The organism is Leifsonia shinshuensis (assembly GCF_014217625.1).
Taxonomy (GTDB): Bacteria; Actinomycetota; Actinomycetes; order Actinomycetales; family Microbacteriaceae; genus Leifsonia; species Leifsonia shinshuensis_A.
In genome coordinates this window covers 2,160,117-2,174,998 of the sequence record NZ_CP043641.1, presented here as the reverse complement: position 1 = coordinate 2,174,998, position 14,882 = coordinate 2,160,117, and the positions used below count along the sequence as shown (strand labels likewise).

The 14,882-nt window shown below is 73.4% G+C and carries 14 protein-coding genes; 10 read left to right on the top strand and 4 right to left on the bottom strand.

Annotated elements, in window-relative coordinates; genetic code table 11:
• Positions 1-15: 15 nt before the first annotated feature.
• Both F1C12_RS10375 and F1C12_RS10370 read right to left on the bottom strand, forming a co-directional pair.
• On the bottom strand, positions 16-708 hold the full coding sequence (locus F1C12_RS10375; RefSeq protein ID WP_185278648.1) for an ABC transporter ATP-binding protein: 693 nt from the start codon (positions 706-708) through the stop codon (positions 16-18).
• Positions 705-1,781, bottom strand: a complete 1,077-nt coding sequence (locus F1C12_RS10370; RefSeq protein ID WP_185278647.1) for an ABC transporter permease — start codon at positions 1,779-1,781, stop codon at positions 705-707. The genes F1C12_RS10375 and F1C12_RS10370 overlap by 4 nt, the downstream gene beginning before the upstream one ends.
• A 152-nt stretch (positions 1,782-1,933) precedes the next feature.
• Between F1C12_RS10370 and F1C12_RS10365 the strand changes: the two genes are divergently transcribed.
• From F1C12_RS10365 to F1C12_RS10345, 5 genes are all read left to right on the top strand, one after another.
• Complete coding sequence (locus F1C12_RS10365) at positions 1,934-3,124, top strand: sensor histidine kinase (RefSeq protein ID WP_185278646.1); 1,191 nt, start codon at positions 1,934-1,936, stop codon at positions 3,122-3,124.
• Positions 3,121-3,741, top strand: a complete 621-nt coding sequence (locus tag F1C12_RS10360; RefSeq protein WP_185278645.1) for a response regulator — start codon at positions 3,121-3,123, stop codon at positions 3,739-3,741. Before F1C12_RS10365 ends, F1C12_RS10360 begins: the two co-directional genes overlap by 4 nt.
• A gap of 89 nt (positions 3,742-3,830) precedes the next feature.
• Positions 3,831-4,946, top strand: a complete 1,116-nt coding sequence (locus tag F1C12_RS10355) for a hypothetical protein (RefSeq protein WP_258046216.1) — start codon at positions 3,831-3,833, stop codon at positions 4,944-4,946.
• Between the two features lie 84 nt (positions 4,947-5,030).
• Positions 5,031-6,407, top strand: coding sequence for a flavin monoamine oxidase family protein (locus F1C12_RS10350; RefSeq protein WP_185278644.1), 1,377 nt, complete (start codon positions 5,031-5,033; stop codon positions 6,405-6,407).
• Positions 6,408-6,840: 433 nt separating this feature from the next.
• Entirely contained in the window at positions 6,841-7,494 is a 654-nt protein-coding gene (locus F1C12_RS10345) for a hypothetical protein (RefSeq protein ID WP_185278643.1), read from the top strand.
• Here F1C12_RS10345 and F1C12_RS10340 read toward each other — a convergent pair.
• Positions 7,491-8,405: an aldose 1-epimerase family protein gene (locus F1C12_RS10340; RefSeq protein ID WP_185278642.1), complete on the bottom strand. Its 915-nt coding sequence runs from the start codon at positions 8,403-8,405 to the stop codon at positions 7,491-7,493. The two genes, F1C12_RS10345 and F1C12_RS10340, sit on opposite strands and share 4 nt — an antisense overlap.
• Positions 8,406-8,511: 106 nt before the next feature.
• Between F1C12_RS10340 and F1C12_RS10335 the strand changes: the two genes are divergently transcribed.
• The 5 genes from F1C12_RS10335 to F1C12_RS10315 all read left to right on the top strand — a co-directional run bounded on the left by F1C12_RS10335 (position 8,512) and on the right by F1C12_RS10315 (position 13,339).
• Positions 8,512-10,161: a circularly permuted type 2 ATP-grasp protein gene (locus F1C12_RS10335; protein ID WP_185278641.1), complete on the top strand. Its 1,650-nt coding sequence runs from the start codon at positions 8,512-8,514 to the stop codon at positions 10,159-10,161.
• The gene (locus F1C12_RS10330) at positions 10,155-11,081 is read left to right on the top strand and encodes an alpha-E domain-containing protein (protein WP_185278640.1); all 927 of its coding nucleotides are present in this window, start codon (positions 10,155-10,157) and stop codon (positions 11,079-11,081) included. Before F1C12_RS10335 ends, F1C12_RS10330 begins: the two co-directional genes overlap by 7 nt.
• Positions 11,078-11,923, top strand: coding sequence for a transglutaminase family protein (locus F1C12_RS10325; protein WP_185278639.1), 846 nt, complete (start codon positions 11,078-11,080; stop codon positions 11,921-11,923). The genes F1C12_RS10330 and F1C12_RS10325 overlap by 4 nt, the downstream gene beginning before the upstream one ends.
• A gap of 34 nt (positions 11,924-11,957) precedes the next feature.
• A complete protein-coding gene (locus F1C12_RS10320) occupies positions 11,958-12,950 on the top strand; it encodes a D-alanine--D-alanine ligase family protein (protein ID WP_185278638.1) in 993 nt (330 codons plus the stop codon).
• An 86-nt stretch (positions 12,951-13,036) separates the two neighbouring features.
• A complete protein-coding gene (locus tag F1C12_RS10315) occupies positions 13,037-13,339 on the top strand; it encodes a hypothetical protein (protein ID WP_185278637.1) in 303 nt (100 codons plus the stop codon).
• 3 nt (positions 13,340-13,342) lie between these two features.
• On the opposite strand, the gene F1C12_RS10310 is transcribed toward F1C12_RS10315, so the two are convergent.
• Entirely contained in the window at positions 13,343-14,794 is a 1,452-nt protein-coding gene (locus F1C12_RS10310) for a PucR family transcriptional regulator (protein ID WP_185278636.1), read from the bottom strand.
• Positions 14,795-14,882 lie beyond the last annotated feature (88 nt).

The following is a 14,882-nucleotide window of genomic DNA, read 5'->3' as shown; positions in this document are numbered from 1 at the left end:
GTTTAGACGACGAGGCTAAACAGGCTCCGGGACCCCGACGACCCGGCCATCCACGACGGTGACCAGCTCGTCCAGCGCGGGCGAGTGCACGAGGTCGTGCGTCACGAGCAGCGTGGCGGTCCCGCGCTCGTGCGTGAGCCGGGCGATCAGGTCCATCACGGCCGCGCCGCTCTCCTGGTCGAGCGCGCTCGTCGGCTCGTCCACGAGCAGCACCTGCGGGCTGCGGACGAGCGCCCGGGCGAGGGCGACGCGCTGGCGCTGGCCTCCCGACAGCTGCGCCGGGCGCTTGTCCGCGTGGGCGCTCAGGCCGACCGCGTCGAGCAGTCCGTCGGCACGCTCGCGCACGCGCGTCCTGGCGCTCCGGCGCTGCGATCCGCCGAGCTCGCCCATGACCTGGAGTTGTTCGCGCGCAGTGAGCGAGGCCAGCAGGTTGGACTGCTGGAACACGATCCCGATGCGCTCGCGGCGCAGGCTCGTCGCCTCGTCCGCCGTCAGCGCCGCCGCGTCCTCCCCGCCGATCAGCACGCTGCCCGAGTCGGGGCGGATGAGCGTGGCGGCGAGAGCGAGGATGCTGGACTTGCCCGAGCCGGACGGCCCGGTGATCCCGGTGACCACTCCGGCGCGGCCGTGCAGGGTGACGTGGTCGACCGCGGTGACGCGGGACGATCCGTCGGGGAAGGTGAGGGTGACGTCGTCGAGGGTGATCATCGGTTGCTCCCGAGTGCGGTGAGGGGGTCGGCGGTGGTGACGGTGCGGAGGGCGACGGCCGCGCCGGCGAGACCCAGCAGGGTCATCGCGACGGCGGGGACGACGGTCGTGAGCGGCGCGACCAGGAACGGCAGCGCGCCGGAGGCGAGGGCTCCGAGACCGAGCACGACGAGCATGCCGGCCCCGATCCCGGCGACGAGCACGACGAGCGCCTGCCCGAGCGCGTCGGCCACGAGCGAGCGCTGCGTGGCGCCGAGCGCCTTGAGCACGGCGATGTCGCCCGAGCGCTGCATCGTCCACACCGTGAAGAACGCGCCGACCACCAGGGCGGAGATCCCGAACAGCATGGCGACCATGAGGCCGAGCGAGCCGATCTCGCTCTTGAACGTCTCCAGCGCGGTCAGGCTGAGCAGGGCGGGCTGCGCGGAGGTCCCTGTGCGGTTCGCGACGGCGTCCCAGTCCGGACTGCCCGACACGGCGAGGACGGTCGCCCTCCCGTCGCCGCCCATCCGCTTGTCGGCCGCCGCCCACGCATCCGGGGTCAGCGCGATCACCGGCGTGTGGCTGTACCAGGCGTCGCCGCCGACGGTCGCGACCCGGAAGTCGGCCCCGAGGATGGCGACGGTGTCGCCGACCGACGCGTGCAGTTCCTTCGCGGCGCCGGCGGACAGGCCGACCTCGGCGTCGTCGGACGGCGCGAGGCGGGTGAGCGCGGTGTCGCCGGCGTCGGCGGGGAGCCCGAACAGCGCGACTCCTGTGGACGTGCCGTCCTGCATCGCGCGCGTCTGAGCGATCCCGACGGGGACGGCGTCCCGGACACCGTCGGCCTGCTGCCACGCCGCGACGGCCGACGCGGGCAGCGACGACTCGCTGAAGCTCGCGCTCCCGTCCGCCGGCTTCTGGAGCACGAGCCGGTCGCCGGGCAGGTCGAGCACGGCGGAGACGTTCTGAGCGGCGAGGCCGCCGGTCAGGCCGGCGAGGAAGCCCACCAGCACGGTGATGAGGGCGACGACGCCGCCGATCAGGATGAACCGGCCGCGGGCGTGCCGGAGGTCGCGCCAGGCGACGAACACGAGGAGTCCTTTCTGCGGGGCGGAGCGGTTCCGCCCTGGTCCCTCCAGCCTTCCCGCGACGCCCGCGCGCCACATCGTCGATGCGGTCGAACCTCCTCTCCGACTTTCCATTGATGACGGCGCCGGTGCGCTCTTCGTAGGCTGGGCGTGTCATGTCCCACAGTGCCCTCACCCCGGTCTTCGTCGGGCTGCGCGTCGGGCTGCACGTGCTCATCGCCGGACTGCTCGTCCTGGTGCTCGTGCGGCTCCCCGCGCTGCCGCCTCCCGCCGCCGCGGCCGGGCTGGCGCTGGTCGTCGTGTTCGCCGCCGTGTACGTCTCGAGCGCGTTCGTGCGGAGGGTTCCGGAGGGGTGGCGCCGGCTCGCGGCGACCGTCTGGGTGACCGTGCTGGCGCTCGTCTGGGTCGGCCTCGTGATCCTCGTGCCGGAGGCCGCCTACCTGGCCTTCCCGCTGTTCTTCCTCCTGCTCCACCTGCTCCCGCGGTGGCTCGGCCCGGTCGCCGTCGTCGTCACGACCGCGATCGCGATCCTCGCCCTCGGCCTCCACCAGGGCTTCTCGGTGGGCGCCGTCATCGGGCCGCTGATCGGCGCGGGCGTCGCCATCCTGCTCGGCCTCGGCTATCGCGCCCTGGCCCAGGAGGCCGCCGAGCGGGAGGCGCTGCTCGCCGAACTGCTCTCCACCCGCGACCGCCTCGCCGAGACGGAGCGCGAGCAAGGTGCGCTCGCCGAGCGCGCCCGGCTCGCCCGCGAGATCCACGACACCGTCGCGCAGGGTCTCTCCAGCATCCAGCTGCTGCTGCACGCGGCGGAGCGCGCCGACCCGGACCGCCCGGGCATCGAGCACGTCCGCCTGGCGCGGGACACCGCCGCCGACAGCCTGGCCGAGACCCGGGCTTTCATCCGCGAGCTGACCCCGCCGGCGCTCGACGCCGGTCTGGGCGAGGCGCTGCGGCGGCTGGGGGAGGCGCAGTCGACGCCGGGCGGCCTCCGCGTCGAGGTCGAGACGCCCCCGTCGCTCGACCTGCCGATGGACCTGCAGACCGCCCTGCTGCGGATCGCCCAGGGCGCGATCGCGAACGTCCGGAAGCACGCGCGCGCCGACCGGGCGACGCTCACGGTGCGGAAGGACGGGGACTCGACCGTGCTGGTCGTCGCGGACGACGGCGTGGGCTTCGATCCGGGAGCGGTCGCGGCCGGCCCGGGCGGCGCGGACTCGTTCGGCCTCCGCGCGATCGCCGAGCGCGTCGCCCAGCTGGACGGGACGCTCGACGTCGACAGCGCGCCAGGGCGCGGCACCCGGCTGACCGTGACCGTGCCCGCTCGGGCGGACGGAGGCGTCGCATGATCCGCATCGTCATCGCCGACGACCACCCGGTCGTTCGCGCGGGCGTCCGAGCCCTGCTGGACGCCGAGGACGACCTGGAGGTGATCCGGGAGGCCGCCACCGCCGACGACGCCGTCCGCCTCGCCGAGGAGCTCGCACCGGACCTGGTGCTCATGGACCTCCAGTTCGCCGACGGCCCGCGCGGCGCCGAGGCCACCCGGCGCATCCGCGCGCTGGACGACCCGCCGCACGTGCTCGTCCTGACCAACTACGACACCGACGCCGACATCCTCAACGCCATCGAGGCCGGCGCGAGCGGCTACCTGCTGAAGGACGCCCCGCCCGACGAGCTGGTCGCCGCCGTGCGCGCCGCCGCGGCCGGGGAGAGCGCGCTCGCCCCGGTGATCGCCGGCCGGCTCATGGCCCGGATGCGCGCGCCGCTGACCAGCCTCTCTGCGCGCGAGCTGGAGGTGCTGGAACTGGTCGCCGCCGGCGCGTCGAACACCGATATCGCGGGTCGCCTCCACATCACGGAGGCCACGGTGAAGTCGCACCTCGTGCACATCTTCACGAAGCTCGACGTCGGCTCGCGCACCGCGGCCGTGAGCGCGGCCCGCAGGCTCGGGCTGCTGCGCTGACGCGCGTATAGCCGAGTCGGGGCGCGCGGAGTTACATTGTGCGCGACGTCGACCGGCCTGGTCGCGCGGGAGTGCGGAAGGTGGTCGTCATGAGCACCAAGGATCGGGTCCGGCCGACGTTCGGCGGGCTGAGCGCGCCGGCGCGGCTCACCGTGGAGGGGGCCGCGATCGTCGTGGGCGCCGCGACGTTCGTGCTCGCCGGGGTCGTGGCGCTCATCGTGTTCTGGGGGCATAGCCTCCCGATCGCCGGCCCGGACTCGGTGGGCCAGTTCGTCGCGATCGCGGCCGGGGTGATCGCGTTCCTCGCCTACCTCGTCGGGCGGCTCTGGCGGCGGCAGGGGCTCACACCGTTCCAGCTGCCTGCCGGCTCCGGCGGGCAGCCGCACCGGGCGACGGGCGTCGACATCTTCGACACCGTGGCGATCGCGCTGGCCCACGGCATCCTCGCTCTGCTCGGCTGGCTCGTGCTGGGCGCCGTGCTCGCGAACGGCTTCCAGGACGCCACCGTCTACTTCCTCTCGGCGACCGTCCTGGCGGGTGCGGCGACCGGCGTGACCGCCTACGCCGTGTTCCTGTCGGCCGCCGGGATGGATCTGATGCGGCTCTCCACCGTGCTGGCCGCGTTCGCCGTGGTCGGCATCCTCGCCTCGATGCTGAGCGCGCCCGATCCGCACTGGTGGATGAAGCACCTCAGTGCGCTGGGGATGTCCCAGAGCGTGTCGTCGCTCACCTTCAACCTCACGCTGATCGTGACGGGCGTCATCGTGACCGCGATCGCCCGGTACGCGACCGACGCACGCGGCGTCGTCGACCCGAAGCAGCGGTCGGCCGTGCTGCGCGTGCGGGTCGGGCTGATCCTGATCGGCGTGCTGCTCGCCTGTGTCGGCATCTTCACGCTGAACATCTCGATCCTGCTCCACAACGTCTCCGCCGTCGGGATGGTCCTCGTCTTCGCGCTCGTCGTGTTCTGGGTGCGCGCAGCGCTTCCGACCGCGCCGGCCTCGTTCTTCGTGCTCGGCTATGTCTTCTTCGCCACGATCGTCGCGGTCCTGGTGCTCTTCGTCGTGGGCTACTACGTGCTGACCGCCGCGGAGCTCGTCGCCGGGGTCCTGGTCTTCAGCTGGCTCATCGTCTACCTGCGAGTTACCGGCGCGGCGGCGGCGGAGGCGCGCGCCGAACAGAACGTACACGTCGTCGAGGAGTGACCCGTCACTTCGACACCGTGTACACGATTCTGGGTGGCGTGCCCGCCTAGCATCCTCGTGAACCCCGATGGAGGAGTGATAGCCATGAACAGCATCGAACGTGACGTCGTCATCGTCGGCGCTGGAGCCTCCGGCCTCACGGCCGCGACGGAACTGAAGAAGGCCGGCCTGAGCGTCGCCGTGCTGGAGGCCCGCGACCGCGTGGGCGGCCGGCTCTGGACGAACGACATCGACGGCGCCACCCTGGAGATCGGCGGCCAGTGGGTCTCGCCCGACCAGGACGCGCTGATCGGAACCCTGGAAGAGCTGGGGCTGGAGACCTACTCCCGCTACCGCCAGGGCATCAACATCTACCTCGGCGAGAACGGCGCCCGCCGCACGTTCGAGGGCGAGATCTTCCCGGTCGCCCCGGCGACCGAGCAGGAGATCGTCGGCCTGATCGAGCGCCTGGACGCGCTCGTCGCCGAGATCGACCCCGACCGGCCGTGGGAGCACCCGCAGGCCAAGGAGCTGGACGAGATCTCGTTCCGCCGCTGGCTGGAGACCCAGACCGACGACGAAGAGGCCCGCCTCAACATCGGCATGTTCATCGCCGGCGCCATGCTCACCAAGCCCGCGCACGCCTTCTCCGCGCTGCAGGCCCTGCTCATGGCCGCCAGCGCCGGCAGCTTCAGCAACCTGGTGGACGCCGACTTCATCCTCGACAAGCGGGTGAAGGGCGGCCTCCAGCAGGTGCCGCTGCTGCTCGCCGAGCGGCTGGGCGACGACGTCCACCTGGACTCCCCGGTGCGCACCCTGCGCTGGGACGCCGAGGGCACCGGCTCCGGGGTCACCGCGATCACCGACGACCTCCAGGTGCACGCCCGCTTCGCGATCCTGGCCGTGCCCCCGGTCCTGATCAGCCGGATCTCCTACGACCCCCCGCTGCCGCGCCGCCAGCAGCAGCTGCACCAGCACCTCTCGATGGGCTTCGTCATCAAGGTGCACGCCGTCTACGAGACGCCGTTCTGGCGCGACCTCGGTTACAGCGGCACCGCCTTCAGCCCGTACGAGCTCGTGCACGAGGCGTACGACAACAGCTACGACGGCGACCCGCGCGGCACCCTGGTCGGCTTCGTCTCCGACGAGTCGGCGGACGATGTGTTCCGGCTGAGCCCGGAGGAGCGCAAGGCGCGCATCCTCGAGTCGCTGTCGCACTACTACGGCGTGCAGGCGCTGAGCCCCGTCGTGTACTACGAGAGCGACTGGGGCAGCGAGGAGTGGACCCGCGGCGCCTACGCGGCGAGCTTCGACATGGGCGGCCTGGCGCGCTACGGCGCGGACCTGCGCACGCCGGTCGGTCCGATCCACTTCTCCTGCAGCGACATGGCGGGCAAGGGCTACCAGCACGTGGACGGCGCGATCCGCGTCGGCCGCGAGACCGCGGCGGCGATCGTCGCAGCCCTCCAGCCGGCGGGCTAGCCGGCGGGCTGTCCGCAGCCCCTCAGACCGCGCGCGGCCAGTCGTGGATGGCCGCGCGCACCACTCCGGCCGGCCGGGACGCGCACCGTCGTGGGATGCGCGCCCCGGCCGCCGGGACATTCCGCAAATGCATGCATAGCATCGCGGAAGCTGTGAAATCTCTCATGGAGCATGTATCGTCTAAACACGAGCACCGTGAAGCATCCGGTGGCTCGGTGGTGGACGGAACGCTTGAACGGGTACTTGCCTCCGTCATGACGCCACGCTGCTCCTAGTGCAGCCATTCGATGCCCCCGGTCGGGTCGGGTTCCGCTGGGGGCATCGCCCGTTTCCAGGTGAATCGCCCGGGAGGGCACTCCGGGTCGGGCGGAAGAATGTGCTGGCGCTTGCGGAATCGGGCGTGAGCGGGCAGAGTCGCTGCGATGAGGTGTCGATGACGAGCCGACCGGCGGGAGTATCACGCGCGACGCTGAGCTGGGGCGGCGCGGCGCTTGCCGTGTCGGCGGTCGTGCCGACTCTCGGGGAAGCGTTCTTCCTCCTGCCGCCGCCGGGAACGTCGTGGCTGTACACCCTCGAGTCGCCGTTCTTCGGGACGGCGTCCGCCGCGCTGCTGCTGATCGCGTACGTTCTGCTGGCCTTCGGCGTCCGTGGTGAGACCGGTGTCGCCGGTGCCTCCCGGAGCGCGCGGACCGTCTTCGTCGTCTTGGCCCTGACCACCACTCTGACGGCCGGCTATGTCCCGCTGCCGGCCGTCACGATCGGCGTCTCCACGCCGGTGCTCGCACTGGCGGGCGTCCTCCTCGCCGTGTTCCAGATCGTGCACGTGCTCGCCCTGGCCGTCGTCGCGGTCCTCGTCGTCCGGGCGGGCGTCGTCACCGGGCTCGCGCGCTGGGCGTTCCCTGCGCTCGCCGTACTGACCATCCTCGTGATGGTGGCGAGCCGGATACCGCTTCCCGCCGCGATCGGCGTCTGGGGCGCGGGGCTGGTCGCCATCCCGCTCGTCATGCTGCTGACCGGCGTCCTCTTCCTCGTCCAGGGACTGCGCTCTCCGCGCGCGATCGAGGAGCCTGCCGTCTCCGCCGGTTAGAGCGCCCGGATCGTCCATCCCGCCGCGGCCGACTCCCCGGGCTCCAGCACGATCAGGTCCGTGCCCGAGTTGTACGCGTCGGGCGGGCACGTCATGGGCTCGACGGCGAGCCCGAGGCGGTTCAGCTCGGGGATGTCGCGGTCCGCGGTGTGCACCTGCACCCACGGGCACGCCGCGTCCCACGTCATCGCGACGCCGGTGCCCTCCGTGGTGGTCAGAGCGACCGTCGCGGTGCCGTCGGCGTCGCGGCGGAGTCCCGTGAAGGCGTGGTCGATGAACGTGTCGGCGATCGGGCGTGCCGCGCGGAAGTCGAAGGGGCCGCCCTGCACGTCGGAGAGGCCGACCGGGATCAGCCGGTCCTCGGTCACCGTGAGCACGCGGTCGGCCGGGAGGGCGAGCGTCCAGTCGTCCACGCGGCCGTCGCCCGCCACCAGGTACGGGTGCGGCCCCGTGCCCCACGGCGCGGGCGACGTGCCCGTGTTGGTTCCGGTGACGGTGGTGTGCAGGCCGTCCTCGTCCAGCACGAACGCGACCGCGACCTCCACGCGATGCGGGTAGCCGTCCTGCGCCTCGATGGTCGCGGACAGAGTCACGCTGCTGGCGGAGCGGTCGATGGCGGTGAAATCGAGCCAGGTGGCGAGGCCGTGCAGAGCGTGGCCTCGGGCAGGCTCGGTGAGCGGGAGCTGCTGCTCGGTCCCGTCGAAGGTGTACCGGCCGTCCACGACCCGGTTCGGCCACGGCGCCAGGGTCGCGCCCCGGAACGCCGGCCGCACCTCGTCGGCGCTGAACGGCACGACGAGGGGCCGTCCGTCGAACTCCAGCGTGCGCAGGGAGGCGCCGACGGACGCGATGGTCGCGTGGTAGTCGCCCGCGGTGAGGCCGAAGTGGGTGCCGGAGATCGGAATGCTCATCCGCCCATTCTGGCGGCAAAACCGGATCGCCCGGGACCGCGCGGGTTGTGATGTGGGCGAAACGTGGCGAAATCTGCGGGTAACCGGCGCTCGCTAACGTCCTGCCATGGGCGATCTGTTCGGCGGGTACGGCACGCAGGCCGTGCGGCGCCGGCGCGGCCGCACCGCGCCGTTCGACGAGATGTTCTCCGATTCCCGCGGCGCCACCGCCGAACGCACCCGCCCCGCCTACCGCGAACTGTTCGCGGCGCTGGCCGCGCTGACCCAGGAGGAGCTCCGCGGCCGCACTGACGCGCTGGCCAGCTCCTACCTCGCACAGGGCGTCACGTTCGACTTCGCGGGCGAGGAGCGGCCGTTCCCGCTCGACGCGGTCCCGCGGGTGATCGAGCAGTCCGAGTGGGCGCCGATCGAGAGCGGGGTCAAGCAGCGGGTCCGGGCGCTGGAGGCCTTCCTCAGCGACGTCTACGGCGCGCAGAACGCGGTCCGCGACGGCGTCATCCCGGCCGGCCTGATCACCTCGTCGGCGCACTTCCACCGCGCCGCGGCCGGCGTGGAGAGCGCGAACGGAGTGCGCGTCCACGTCTCCGGCATCGACCTGATCCGCGACGAGCGGGGCGGCTGGCGGGTGCTGGAGGACAACGTCCGGGTGCCGAGCGGCGTCTCGTACGTCATCTCCAACCGCCGGGTGATGGCGCAGACCCTCCCCGAGCTCTTCACTTCGATGCGCGTGCGCCCGGTCGGCGACTACCCGTACCGGCTGCTGCAGGCGCTGAAGGCGAGCGCGCCGGGCGGCATGGAGAACCCGAACGTGGTGGTCCTCACCCCGGGCGTCTACAACTCCGCGTACTTCGAGCACACCCTCCTCGCCCGGCTGATGGGGGTGGAGCTGGTGGAGGGCCGCGACCTGTTCTGCTCCGGCGGCACGGTGTGGATGCGCACCACCTCGGGCCCGCAGCGCGTCGACGTGATCTACCGCCGCATCGACGACGACTTCCTCGACCCGCTGCAGTTCCGGGTCGACTCGGTGCTCGGCACGCCCGGGCTGATGCTGGCCGCCCGGCTCGGCACCGTGACGATCGCCAACGCGGTCGGCAACGGCGTCGCCGACGACAAGCTCGTCTACACCTACCTCCCGGACCTGATCCGCTACTACCTGGCCGAGGACCCGATCCTCCCGAACGTCGACACCTGGCGCCTGGAGGAGCCAGACGCGCTCGCCGAGGTGCTCGACCGGCTGGACGAGCTGGTGGTCAAACCGGTCGACGGCTCGGGCGGGAAGGGGCTCGTGATCGGGCCGGACGCCGACCGCAAGGAGCTGGCCCGGCTGCGCGCGCAGCTGGTCGCGGACCCGCGCGGCTGGATCGCGCAGCCGGTGGTGCAGCTCTCCACCATCCCGACGCTCGTGGACGACGGGATGCGGCCGCGGCACGTCGACCTGCGGCCGTTCGCCGTGAACGACGGGCGGGACGTGTGGGTGCTGCCGGGAGGCCTGACCCGGGTGGCGCTCGCGGAGGGCCAGCTCGTCGTCAACAGCAGCCAGGGCGGCGGCTCGAAGGACACCTGGGTGGTGGGGCTGCCGGACGGGCCGGCAGAGCGGGTGGAGCAGAGGAACGTCTCGGGCCTCGTCGCGGACCAGGCCGCAGCGCCGCCGCTGCCCGCCCCCGACCACTCGCGGGAGGACGCCCCGCGCACCGACCAGCAGCAACAGCAGCAGCAGTTGGCGGCGTCCGACCGGGACGAGGCTCCGCGATGCTGAGCCGGATCGCCTCGTCCCTGTTCTGGATCGGCCGCTACGTCGAGCGCAGCGACGGCACCGCGCGCATCCTCGACGTCCACCTCCAGCTGCTGCTGGAGGACCCGTGGATCGACGAGGACACCGCCTGCCGGTCGCTGCTCGGCGTGATGGGCTCCGCCGCCGTCCCCGGTCCGCTCGCGCGCGAGGACGTCCTGCGCCTCCTCGCCGTCGACCGCGGCACTCCGGCCTCCATCGCCTACTCGCTCGCCGCCGCGCGGGAGAACGCGCGGCGCGCCAGGGAGATCGTCTCGACCGAGCTGTGGGAGTGCCTGAACACCACGGCCGCGCGGGTGCCACGGCGGGTGACCAGCGACAAGGTGCACGAGTTCTTCACCTGGGTGCGCGATCGTACGGCGCTCGCCGTCGGGATCATGGACTCCGGCGCGAGCCGCGACGAGGCCTGGCACTTCTTCACGCTGGGCCGCAGCCTGGAGCGCGCGGACATGACCGCCCGGCTGCTCGCGACCCGCTCGCTCACGGAGGCCAGCGGCCCGAGCTGGACGACCATCCTGCGCTCCTGCGGGGCCTACGAGGCCTACCTGCGCACCTACCGCGGCGTGCCCTCCGCCCGGAACGCCGCCGAGTTCCTGCTGCACGACCGGCTGTTCCCGCGGTCGATCCTCTACGCGATCACGTGCGCCGTGGCGAGCCTGCGCGACATCGAGCCGCGGCACGAGCGCGCGGGGGTATCCGACCGGGGCGCGCGCCTGCTCGGCCAGGTGCAGAGCGAGCTGGAGTTCCGGCCGGTCGCGGAGGTGCTCGACGACCTCCCGGCGCACATGGCGGCGATCCAGGAGGCGACCAGCGCGGCGACGTCCGCGATCACCCGGCGCTACTTCCCGGAGAGCACGGCGCCGAGCTGGACGGGGGAGCGCGGATGAAGCGGCTGCGGGTGACCCACTCGACCGGTTACCGGTACGGCGCGGAGGTGTCGGCCTCCTACAACGAGGCGCGGATGCTGCCGGTGTCCGGCGAGCGGCAGCTGGTGCTGCACAGCGCGGTCGACGTGCAGCCGGTGTCGTCGCACCACCAGTACACCGACTACTGGGGCACGCGCGTTCTGGCCTTCGACGTGCTGAACGCGCACCGCGAGCTGACGATCACGGCGACCAGCCTGGTGGAGGTCCTGGACCCGGAGCACGCGCCGGACCCGCTCGGCTGGGAGGCGCTGAACGCCGCCGTCGCGCGATCGGGCGAGTGCGCGCAGCAGCTCCGGCAGACGCCGCTCACCGAGCCTCCCGCGTCGCTGGTCGCGCTGGCGGCGTCGGCGGCTTCCGCGGCGGACGGTCCGTGCTCCGCCGCGAGCGCGATCGCGGTCGCGGTGGGCGCGGCGATGAGCTACGAGAGCGGCGTCACCGGCGTGCGCACCACGGCGCAGGAGGCGTGGGAGTCGCGCAGCGGCGTCTGCCAGGACATCGCGCACGTCGCGCTCGGGGCCTTGCGCTCGGCCGGCATCCCCGCCCGGTACGTGTCCGGCTATCTGCACCCGAAGGCCGACGCGGCGGTCGGGGAGACGGTGGTCGGCGAGTCGCACGCCTGGGTCGAGTGGTTCTGCGGCGGCTGGCACGGCTACGACCCGACGAACGGCATCGCGATCGGCGACCGGCACGTGCGGGTCGGCCACGGCCGCGACTACGCGGATGTGGCGCCCCTGCGCGGCGTGTACTCGGGCGCGGCCGGCTCCGAGCTGTTCGTCTCGGTCTCCATCACCCGCGAGGGGTGACCCGGCCGCGGCCGGCCCGGGGTACCGTGGCGGGATGCGGATCGCAGTGCTGTTCGGCGGCTCCTCCGAGGAGCGGGATGTCTCGATCGCGAGCGCGGCGCCGGTGGTGCGCGCGCTCCGCGGGCTCGGCCACGAGGTGCTGGCCGTCGACACGGCCTCCGGCGCCCTCGACGCGGCGGCCGAGGCGGGCGTCCTGACCGGGGCGGTCGGCGTCGCCCCGCCCGAGTCGACGGCGCTGGCGCGGCTGGCCGGCGCCGGGAGCGCGCTCCGGCTGCCCGCGGAGGTCGCGGGCGTCGACCTGGTCTTCCTCGCCCTGCACGGCGGGTCGGGTGAGAACGGCGAACTGCAGGCCCTGTTGCAGCTGGCCGGAATCCCGTACACCGGGTCCGGGCCGCTCGGCAGCGGGCTCGCGATGGACAAGGAGCTCACCAAGCGCGTCCTCCTCCAGGCCGGGGTGCGCACGCCGGACTGGTTCCTCGACCCGCTGGAGCCCGGCGCCGCGGCCGCGGAGCTCGGCCTTCCGGTCGTCGTGAAGCCGAACGCGCAGGGCTCCACGGTGGGGCTGAGCATCGTGCGCGACCCCGACGAACTGGAGGCAGCGGTCGACCGCGCCGCCGTGTTCGGGCAGGTGCTTCTGGAGCGCTTCGTGCCCGGCCGCGAGCTGACCGTCGGCGTGCTCGGCGACGAGGCGCTCGCCGTGGGGGAGATCGCGGTCGACCCCGACGGCGCGTTCACTTACGGCGACAAGTACCAGCCAGGCGCGGTGTCGGAGACGTTCCCCGCGGATGTCCCCGCCGAGATCGCGGCGGAGGCCAGGGCGGCGGCGCTCACCGCCCACAGGGCGCTCCGCCTCTCCGGCTACAGCCGCACCGACTTCCGCCTCGACCGCGACGGCGTGCTCTGGACGATCGAGGTCAACTCGCTGCCCGGCCTCACCGCGACCAGCCTCCTCCCGCAGTCGGCGGCGGCCGTCGGGATCGGCTACGGCGAGCTCTGCCGGCGGATCTGCGACCTGGCGCTGCGCTGACGCCGCGCGACGGCCGTTACCTGAACGACCGGTAACGATCGGCACGGCGGGGTTGCCCGACGCATCCCGTGGGTTTGAATGGGAACATGCGCAGTGTCGGTTGGTCGTTGTTCGGGTTCGCGTTCGTCGTGGCGGCGGTCGCGCTCGGCGCCCTGACCACCCCGGCCGTCGACCACGGCCTCGCGACAGTGGCCGTCGGGCACCACATGGGCTTCACCCGCCGCCAGTGGGTCGACCTGGCGATCGCGGCGCTGTTCTTCATCGCAGCGGCCGCGGCTGCCGGCGCACTCATCGTGACCCGCCTCCGCGCGGCCTCGACCGTCGCCACCGACGCCGTGCTGGCCCCGGATGCGCTGGCTCCGGACGCTCTGGTGCCGGTCGACCGCTAGGCGCTACTCTGCCGCCCGCAGCGCCGCATACAGGTCAGCCCGCGCCGCGAACCCGCCGAGGTCGCGCCCGAGCAGCCGTTCCGCGTCCGCGACCCGCGCACGCAGCGTGTGCCGGTGCATCCCGAGTCGCCGCGCCGCCACGTCGTAGACCCCGTCGGCGTCCAGCCAGGTGCGGAGGATGCCCGGCAGCGCCGGGTCCGCCTCCGCCAGCGGCGCCAGCGCTGTCGCGGCCACCGCGCGCGCGTCCGGCGTCTGCAGCAGCGCGAGCATCCCCGCCGCCGCCACGTCGTCGAACGACGGCACCCGGTCCTCCCGTGTCGACCGGCGCGCCGCCACTCCGGCCTGGGTCACACCCGACGCGAGCGCCGCGAACGTCACCGGCGCGGACGAGCCGCCGCGCAGCTCGAAGCGGTCCGCCAGCTCCACGATCGCGTCAGGGGAAGCGCCGAGCACCACCAGATCCTGCCCGTCGCGGGCGAAGAACGCGTCGCCTCCCGCCTCCAACCAGTCCGCCGCCGCGGCGCCCGCCGCTCCGTGCAGCACCGTCACCCGTGCCGGCTGGTCCGGCAGCGCCCCGAGCACGGGCTCCGCCACCGCCTCCGCCAGCGCCGCATCCCCGGCCAGCAGCGCCCGCCACACCGCGGTGCGGAGCCGCGCCCGCGCCGCGTCGGTCGCCCGGCTCTGCTCCAGCGCCAGCCCGGCGAGCGCGACGACACCGGTCACCACCTGCTGCGCCGCCTGGTCGAGCCCCTCCGACCCGATCGCGAGCACGCCGCGCAGCCGGCCGGCCGCGCCCAGGGTCTGCAGCGAGAACGGCCCGGCGTCCGTCACGGCCGTCCCCGCCGCACGGCGCCGGCTGCGCAGCAGGGGCTCGGCCGCTCCGGTCAGCACCGCCCGCGCGGCCGCGTCCAGGGCTCCGGCGGGCGCGAGCCTGTCGAGCGTCCCGTCCGCCCCGATCAGCGCGACCGGCCGGTCGATCTGGCGCGCCAGCTCTGCGAGCACCGCGCCGAGCGCGTCCGGCCGAAGCGCCGCCAGCGAGATCGCGCGGGAGGCTCGCAGCGCCCAGGTGTTGCGCGCGTACGCGTCCGCGGCGACCCGGTCGGCGACGAACCGCGCGACCGCGATGAACGGCGTCCGGTACGGCACCTCGAACAGCGGGAGGCCGTGCCGCGTGCACGCCTCGACCAGCGGCTCCGGGGTGTCGCGCAGCACCTCCGTGCCGAATCCCAGCCCGGCGATCCCGTGCTCCACCAGCCGGGACACGTACGGGTCGACATCTTCCGGCGTCCCCGTCACGAGCAGCACCTGGCCAGGCGACAGGAACGGCGTCGGATCGGGGAGGTCGGAGCTGTGCGCCCACGACAGCGGGGTGTCGAGCTCACCGACCTCGCCCGCGGTGAGCAGGCGGAGGCCGAGCTCGGGCCGGGCGAGCAGTTGGGCGAGGGTCGCGGGCATCGGAAGCACTCCATCTGCCAGGATGTCGATTCCTGACGCTCGAATTGTACGGGCCGTCCAGGCGCAGGTCACGTCCGGCTCCCTACGA

Excerpts from the sequence above, each read along its gene's own strand:
- F1C12_RS10375 (WP_185278648.1), bottom strand. The coding sequence starts at position 708 with ATGATCACCCTCGACGACGTCACCCTCACCTTCCCCGACGGATCGTCC.
- F1C12_RS10365 (WP_185278646.1), top strand. The coding sequence starts at position 1,934 with ATGTCCCACAGTGCCCTCACCCCGGTCTTCGTCGGGCTGCGCGTCGGG.
- F1C12_RS10360 (WP_185278645.1), top strand. The coding sequence starts at position 3,121 with ATGATCCGCATCGTCATCGCCGACGACCACCCGGTCGTTCGCGCGGGC.
- F1C12_RS10355 (WP_258046216.1), top strand. The coding sequence starts at position 3,831 with ATGAGCACCAAGGATCGGGTCCGGCCGACGTTCGGCGGGCTGAGCGCG.
- F1C12_RS10350 (WP_185278644.1), top strand. The coding sequence starts at position 5,031 with ATGAACAGCATCGAACGTGACGTCGTCATCGTCGGCGCTGGAGCCTCC.
- F1C12_RS10345 (WP_185278643.1), top strand. The coding sequence starts at position 6,841 with ATGACGAGCCGACCGGCGGGAGTATCACGCGCGACGCTGAGCTGGGGC.
- F1C12_RS10340 (WP_185278642.1), bottom strand. The coding sequence starts at position 8,405 with ATGAGCATTCCGATCTCCGGCACCCACTTCGGCCTCACCGCGGGCGAC.
- F1C12_RS10335 (WP_185278641.1), top strand. The coding sequence starts at position 8,512 with ATGGGCGATCTGTTCGGCGGGTACGGCACGCAGGCCGTGCGGCGCCGG.
- F1C12_RS10330 (WP_185278640.1), top strand. The coding sequence starts at position 10,155 with ATGCTGAGCCGGATCGCCTCGTCCCTGTTCTGGATCGGCCGCTACGTC.
- F1C12_RS10325 (WP_185278639.1), top strand. The coding sequence starts at position 11,078 with ATGAAGCGGCTGCGGGTGACCCACTCGACCGGTTACCGGTACGGCGCG.
- F1C12_RS10320 (WP_185278638.1), top strand. The coding sequence starts at position 11,958 with ATGCGGATCGCAGTGCTGTTCGGCGGCTCCTCCGAGGAGCGGGATGTC.
- F1C12_RS10315 (WP_185278637.1), top strand. The coding sequence starts at position 13,037 with ATGCGCAGTGTCGGTTGGTCGTTGTTCGGGTTCGCGTTCGTCGTGGCG.
- F1C12_RS10310 (WP_185278636.1), bottom strand. The coding sequence starts at position 14,794 with ATGCCCGCGACCCTCGCCCAACTGCTCGCCCGGCCCGAGCTCGGCCTC.